7 protein-coding genes and 2 pseudogenes are annotated in these 6923 nt (G+C 58.2%); 5 read left to right on the plus strand and 4 right to left on the minus strand.

The window, feature by feature from the left end; genetic code table 11:
• The 3 genes and pseudogenes from APU11_RS28275 to arsH form a co-directional block, all read left to right on the plus strand.
• A pseudogene (locus tag APU11_RS28275) lies at nt 1-75 on the plus strand (IS6 family transposase); the annotation flags it as partial.
• Nucleotides 76-134: 59 nt separating this feature from the next.
• Nucleotides 135-287: pseudogene (locus APU11_RS29100) on the plus strand (transcriptional regulator); the annotation flags it as partial.
• Nucleotides 288-292: 5 nt separating this feature from the next.
• Entirely contained in the window at nt 293-1006 is a 714-nt protein-coding gene (arsH, locus tag APU11_RS25895; protein WP_025801347.1) for an arsenical resistance protein ArsH, read from the plus strand.
• A gap of 57 nt (nt 1007-1063) precedes the next feature.
• On the opposite strand, the gene arsC is transcribed toward arsH, so the two are convergent.
• The 3 genes from arsC to APU11_RS25910 all read right to left on the minus strand — a co-directional run bounded on the left by arsC (nt 1064) and on the right by APU11_RS25910 (nt 3274).
• On the minus strand, nt 1064-1492 hold the full coding sequence (gene arsC, locus APU11_RS25900; RefSeq protein ID WP_001549888.1) for a glutaredoxin-dependent arsenate reductase: 429 nt from the start codon (nt 1490-1492) through the stop codon (nt 1064-1066).
• A 49-nt stretch (nt 1493-1541) separates the two neighbouring features.
• Nucleotides 1542-2825: an arsenic transporter gene (locus APU11_RS25905; RefSeq protein ID WP_001549887.1), complete on the minus strand. Its 1284-nt coding sequence runs from the start codon at nt 2823-2825 to the stop codon at nt 1542-1544.
• A gap of 95 nt (nt 2826-2920) precedes the next feature.
• Nucleotides 2921-3274, minus strand: coding sequence for a metalloregulator ArsR/SmtB family transcription factor (locus tag APU11_RS25910; RefSeq protein WP_001549886.1), 354 nt, complete (start codon nt 3272-3274; stop codon nt 2921-2923).
• 482 nt (nt 3275-3756) lie between these two features.
• On the opposite strand from APU11_RS25910, the gene APU11_RS25915 reads away from it, so the two are divergent.
• Both APU11_RS25915 and APU11_RS25920 read left to right on the plus strand, forming a co-directional pair.
• Nucleotides 3757-5235: a SulP family inorganic anion transporter gene (locus APU11_RS25915; protein WP_001549885.1), complete on the plus strand. Its 1479-nt coding sequence runs from the start codon at nt 3757-3759 to the stop codon at nt 5233-5235.
• A gap of 18 nt (nt 5236-5253) precedes the next feature.
• Nucleotides 5254-6081: a universal stress protein gene (locus APU11_RS25920; RefSeq protein WP_004118529.1), complete on the plus strand. Its 828-nt coding sequence runs from the start codon at nt 5254-5256 to the stop codon at nt 6079-6081.
• 164 nt (nt 6082-6245) lie between these two features.
• Here the strand turns inward: APU11_RS25920 and APU11_RS25925 are convergent.
• A partial coding sequence (locus APU11_RS25925; protein WP_139113997.1) for a Tn3 family transposase occupies nt 6246-6923 on the minus strand: 678 nt, incomplete at its 5' end.

Consider the following 6923-nt stretch of genomic DNA (forward strand, 5'->3'; position numbering starts at 1 on the left):
GGCCAGGCCTCAGCATTTTAGTATGGTGATCCCCTGGGCGAAATGCGCCTGGTAAGCAGAGTTTTTGAAATGTAAGGCCTTTGAATAAGACAAAAGGCTGCCTCATCGCTAACTTTGCAACAGTGCCCGCTGGACTCATAAGCCAGGAACGGCAGAGTCGTACCCTGTTCTGCAGGCCCTGCTATGCGCAGCTTGAGCAATTGATGGCCTTTCTGACAGAAGAATGCTGCGCAGGCGGCAGCTGCAGTCTGTCACCCGCAAAGACTCCCGAAGAGACCCCATTGTGAACAACCTGACTGATGCCCTGAAAAATATCGATCCGGCCCTCCTGGACGCGCCGCTGACGGAAGATAAGCTGAAGGCCAGAGAGATAACGCATCCGCCCCGCATCCTGATGCTCTACGGCTCGCTGCGGGCGCGCTCTTACAGCCGGCTGACAACGGAAGAAGGTGCCCGGCTGCTGACGGCCATGGGCGCGGAGGTGAAAATTTTCAACCCGTCCGGCCTGCCACTGCCCGATGATGCGCCGGAGACGCACCCGAAAGTGGCTGAGCTGCGGGAGCTGGTTCTCTGGTCGGAAGGCATGGTCTGGTGCTCTCCGGAGCGTCACGGGGCCATGACCGGCATCATGAAGGCCCAGATTGACTGGATACCGCTGACGTCAGGCGCGGTCCGCCCGTCACAGGGAAAAACCCTGGCCGTCATGCAGGTCAGCGGCGGCTCACAGTCGTTCAACGCTGTAAATCAGATGCGTATTCTTGGACGCTGGATGCGGATGATCACCATCCCGAATCAGTCATCCGTGGCAAAAGCCTGGGCCGAGTTTGATGAGGATGGCCGCATGAAGCCTTCTTCGTATTATGACCGCATAGTGGACGTCATGGAGGAACTGATGAAGTTCACCCTGCTGACGCGCGGTCGCAGTGATTATCTCACCGACCGCTACAGCGAAAGGAAAGAGAGTGCCGCGCAGCTTTCTGAGCGGGTCAACCAGCGCAGCATATAAAAAAGCCGGCAGATGCCGGCTTTTTCCACACTGTTATGCCCGCAGCCTGGTAAAAAATCAGTGGCTGACGCGGTTCCCGTGCTCATCAATGACGGCTTCGCCGTCCTCTTTGGTAAACGCGCCCTGCTGCGGGTCCGGCAGTATGTCCAGAACCACTTCGGAGGGACGGCACAGCTTCGTGCCGAGCGGTGTCACTACCACCGGGCGATTAATGAGGATCGGATGAGCCAGCATGGCATCGAGCAGTTCGTCATTGCTGAAGCGGTCTTCTGCCAGGCCGAGCTGTTCGTACGGTTCGGTATTTTTGCGCAGCAGGTCGCGCACGCCGATGCCCATATCCGCAATCAGCTTCTTCAGCTCATCGCGTGACGGCGGCGTTTCCAGATACAGAATAACCGTGGGTTCGGCGCCGCTGTTACGGATAAGCGCCAGGGTATTGCGGGATGTCCCGCAGGCCGGGTTGTGGTAAATGGTAATGTCAGTCATAAGCGGTACTCCGTAAAGGGGCTGCACGGGCGCAGCCCCGGGGTTAAAGTTAAACAGACAGGCGCAGGGCCAGCGCGGCCAGCGTGACAAAAAGCACCGGCAGGGTCATCACGATGCCCACGCGGAAGTAATAGCCCCAGCTGATGGTGATGTTTTTCTGTGCCAGCACGTGCAGCCACAGCAGGGTTGCGAGGCTGCCGATAGGGGTTATTTTCGGGCCGAGGTCACAGCCGATGACGTTGGCGTAAATCATCGCCTGCTTCACCACGCCCTGTGCGCTACTACCGTCAATCGACAACGCGCCAACCAGCACGGTGGGCATGTTGTTCATGACGGACGAGAGTGCCGCCGTCAGGAAGCCGGTGCCGAGCGTTGCGCCCCATACGCCGTGCTCTGCAAACCGGTTCAGGGCGGCGGAAAGGTAATCAGTCAGTCCGGCGTTACGCAGTCCGTATACCACCAGATACATGCCCAGCGAAAAGATAACGATCTGCCAGGGCGCGCCTTTCAGCACCCTGCCGGCGTCAATCACGTGTCCTTTGCGGGCAACCAGCCAGAGAATAAACGCCGCCACCGCCGCCACCAGGCTGACCGGCACGCCGAGCGGCTCCAGAGCAAAAAAGCCAACCAGCAGAAGAACCAAAACCACCCAGCCAGCCTTAAAGGTTCGTGCATCCCGGATGGCTTCCCGCGGTGCCTTCAGCTTCGCCAGGTCATAGGTGACCGGGATGTCCCTGCGGAAAAAGAGATGAAGCATCACCAGCGTGGCCGCAATGGAGGCAATGTTCACCGGCACCATGACGGATGCGTACTCGCTGAAGCCCAGCGTAAAGAAGTCAGCCGTTACGATGTTCACCAGGTTCGATACGATGAGCGGCAGGCTGGAGGTGTCAGCGATAAAGCCCGCTGCCATCACAAACGCCAGCGTGGAGCCGGGAGTGAATCCCAGCGCCAGCAGCATGGCAATAACGATCGGCGTCAGAATTAGCGCGGCTCCGTCATTGGCAAACAGCGCCGCCACTGCGGCACCCAGCAGAACGATATACGTGAACAGCAGCCGGCCCCTGCCGCCTCCCCAGCGGGAAACGTGCAGCGCGGCCCACTCAAAAAAGCCGGACTCATCGAGCAGCAGGCTGATAATGATGACCGCAATGAACGTGCCCGTGGCGTTCCAGACAATCTGCCAGACCACCGGAATATCACCGATGTGCACCACGCCGGTCAGCAGCGCCAGCGCCGCACCGATGACGGCACTCCAGCCAATGCTCAGCCCCTTCGGCTGCCAGATGACCAGTACCAGCGTCAGGATGAAAATCGCACCTGCCAGAAACATACCCGCTCCTATTGAATACAAATGCCTGTTAAACCGGACTGATAAATTTTCGATGCGTAATATATTCGATAATCCAGATATATACCGGTAAATTTTTAAATGCAGACAGGCTTGCCGTTGGTGGTGGCGTTATCGCGTTCAGCCTGCCGGCTGAGCTGGCGGATATCATCCCGCTGGCAGAGATAAGCCTGTTCGATAACCGCCGCTGCCCACGCCGGCATATGAGGCGACAGACGATAGTGGATCCATTTTCCGTCCCGCCGGTCGGTAAGCAGCCCGTTTTCTCTCAGCAGAGCCAGATGCCGTGAGATTTTGGGCTGAGTTTCTTTCAGCACGGACGTAAGTTCACAGACGCAGAGCTCCCCTTTTTCGCGTAGCAGCAGCACGAGGCTGAGTCGGGTTTCGTCGGAAAGGCTTTTAAAAAGCTGCAGGGGGGACACGGGTGGCATGGTGACTCCTTATTGTGACTGACCTGAGTGTACCTGTGAAACTTTCTCCGTCAAATTTATATTCACTTAATCATATGTATGTGCGAACGCCGGACGAGCCTGAGCATGCAGAAGGACTTTCCGTCCGGATGCGCCTGACCGGCATTCCATGAACAGCGTTTTTGCCCTGCGCGTTGACCCCGTTAACAATTCGTGTAGAGTAAAAAGCGCTTTTTGCCGTGGTTCATCTGCCCGGCGGGCATTTGTGGCCGGTACTGAACGTCTCTCATCCGGTCTTTCTGATTACCCGCGCTGCTCTGTCAGCCGTGAAGGAGTGATAAACACCACCATGCGTCTTACGCCACCCTGAGTCGTACCCCTCCTCTGTCGCACTGAATAAACTTCGGCGCGCACTCAAAAACATCCCGTCTGCGGATGTGCTTTTTCGTACGTAAAATTTTTGCCCTCACGGGCTGACCGTAATCAAAAACTGAGAAATGACTATGCTGCTGTCCTCGACGCGTAAGGACTGGCTGGGTAACGTCCGTGGTGACGTCCTTGCCGGTATTGTGGTCGCGCTCGCGCTTATTCCCGAAGCGATCGCCTTTTCCATCATCGCCGGAGTCGACCCGCAGGTCGGGCTCTACTCTGCGTTCTGTATTCCCCTGGTTATGGCCTTCCTCGGCGGCCGTCCGGCAATGATATCGTCCGCCACCGGTGCGATGGCGCTGCTGCTGATCACGCTTGTAAAAGACCACGGCCTGCAGTATCTGCTGGCGGCCTCGGCGCTGACCGGCGTACTGCAGCTGGCGGCCGGCTACCTGAAGCTGGGCAGCCTGATGCGCTACGTCTCCCGCTCGGTGGTCACCGGTTTCGTGAACGCGCTGGCCATCCTGATATTTATGGCGCAGCTGCCGGAGCTGACCAACGTCACCTGGCACGTTTATGCCCTGACCGCTGCGGGCCTGGGCATCATTTATCTCTTCCCGTATCTGAACAAAACCATTCCCTCGCCGCTGGTCTGCATCATCGTGCTGACCGCCATTTCCATGTGGCTGCACCTGGACGTGCGCACCGTGGGTGACATGGGCAAACTGCCGGACAGCCTGCCGGTGTTTCTGATCCCGGATATCCCGCTTAACCTCGACACGCTGATGATTATTCTGCCGTACTCGGCAGGACTTGCCGTGGTGGGGCTGCTGGAGTCGATGATGACCGCCACCATCGTGGACGACATGACCGACACGCCGAGCGATAAAAACCGCGAGTGCAAGGCGCAGGGCGTGGCCAACATCTGCACCTCCTTTATCGGCGGCATGGCGGGCTGCGCGATGATTGGCCAGTCGGTGATCAACGTCAAATCGGGCGGGCGCGGGCGGCTTTCCACGCTCACCGCCGGCGTGGTGCTGCTGCTGATGGTGGTGTTCCTGCGCGACTGGGTGTCCCGGATACCCATGGCGGCTCTGGTGGCGGTGATGATCATGGTCTCCATCGGCACCTTCTCCTGGCGCTCCATCAGCAACCTGCGCAGCCATCCGCTGTCAACCAGCGTGGTGATGCTGGCCACCGTGGTGGTGGTGGTGGCGACCGATAACCTGGCGTTTGGCGTGCTCACCGGCGTGCTGATTGCCTCGCTGAACTTCGCCACCAAGGTCGCCCGCTTTATGGCGGTCTCCTCTGAGCTGAAGGACGACACCCGCACCTATACCGTAGCCGGCCAGGTATTCTTTGCCTCATCCGATCGCTTTATGAGCCACTTCGACTTCCGTGAAGCGGTGGAGCGCGTGGTGATTGACGTAACGCACGCCCACTTCTGGGATATCACCTCCGTGAGCGCGCTGGACCGGGTGGTTATCAAGTTCCGTCGCGAAGGCACGGAAGTGGAGATCAAGGGTATGAATGACGCGACCCGCACCCTCGTTGACCGCTTCGGAGTGCATGACAAGCCTGAAGAAGTGGAAAAGCTGATGGGTGGCCATTAATTTACTGGAGAAAGCATCATGAATAACACCGTTATTGCCTGCGTTGACGGCTCGCCGTCAACCCGGCCGGTCTGTGAGTATGCTGCCTGGGCAGCCGGTAAACTTGGCGCGCCGCTGGCGCTGCTGCACGTGCTCGAAAAGAGTGAGACTCCCGCCGTGTCTGACCTGACCGGGAGCATTGGTATTGACAGCCGGGAGCAGCTGACCGAAGCGCTGGTCCGCGTCGAGGGTGAGCGCAGCCGGCTGCTGATGGCGCAGGGTAAGGCCGTGCTGGCCGGCTGTGCGGAGCTCCTGAAGCAGACCGGACAGCCGGACGCACAGCTGCTGCAAAAGCACGGCGCACTGGACGAAATCCTGGCGGAGCTGGGCGAAGTCCGGCTGATGGTGCTGGGGCGCCGCGGGACGCAGAATCAGGTAGGCAGCCATCTGGAAAGCGTCATTCGCCTGCAGAAAAACCCGGTGCTGATTGTGCCGGAGACGTTTACGCCGCCGGCGCGGGTGATGTTTGCGTACGACGGCAGCAGTGAGAGCCGTAAAAACCTGACGCGCCTGACGGTCAGCCCGCTGCTGCACGGCCTGAGCTGTCATATCGTGATGGTCAACGGTGACATGTCAGCCCTGCAGGATGCGCAGGCTGTTCTTCAGGAAGCCGGTATCACGACCGAGACACGCCTGCTGGAAGACGAGTCCGTAACCGGGGCGCTGTGCCGCTACGCGGACGCCCATGATATCGACCTCACGGTAATGGGGGCCTGCGGGCACTCCCGGTTACGGCGATTCTTTATTGGCAGCCACACCACGGAAATGCTGTCTGAAAGCCGTCAGCCCCTGCTGATGCTGCGATGAAACAGGCGGGCCTGATATCAGGCCCGCCTTCACAGGGGAAAGAGGATGACGGGTATGAAGGTAAAGGCGCGTTATTGCGGCGCATCCGTCCTGATACCGGTGGCCAGCAGGCTGGCGCCAAGAATGTAGACGGGGTCTGACGCTCAGTGGAACGAAAACTCACGTTAAGCAACGTTTTCTGCCTCTGACGCCTCTTTTAATGGTCTCAGATGTCCTTTGGTCACCAGTTCTGCCAGCGTGAAGGAATAATGGCCGAGCATATTGATATGTCCGTGGCAAAGCGGGGAGAGGCGTGCGATATCTTCATCATTCAGTGTTTCACCCTGCGCCCGGAGATGATCCAGGGCTGCCTGCATATAAATAGTGTTCCATAACACGACGGCGTTAGTGACCAGCCCCAGTGTGCCCAGTTGATCTTCCTGACCGTCGGTATATCGTTTTCTTATCTCACCTTTTTGACCGTGACAGATGGCTCTGGCAACGGCATGGCGACTTTCTCCCCGATTAAGCTGGGTCAGAATGCGCCGGCGGTAATCTTCATCATCAATATAATTAAGCAGATACAGCGTTTTGTTGATGCGCCCCACTTCAATGATTGCCTGAGTCAGTCCGGAAGGACGTTCACTTTTCAGCAATGAACGGACCAGCACTGAAACCTGTACTTTGCCCAGCTTCAGGGAGCCAGCGGTCCGGATCATTTCGTCCCACTGAAGGACTATTTTTCGGGGATCTGATTGCCCTCTGGCAATATCATTCAGCACGCCATAGTCGGCATCATGGTCCATTCGCCAGAAAACCGAAGCACCGGCATCAGCCAGGCGTGGAGAAAACTGGTATCCCAG

The organism is Enterobacter sp. 50793107 (assembly GCF_001463365.1).
Classification (GTDB): Bacteria; Pseudomonadota; Gammaproteobacteria; order Enterobacterales; family Enterobacteriaceae; genus Enterobacter; species Enterobacter cloacae.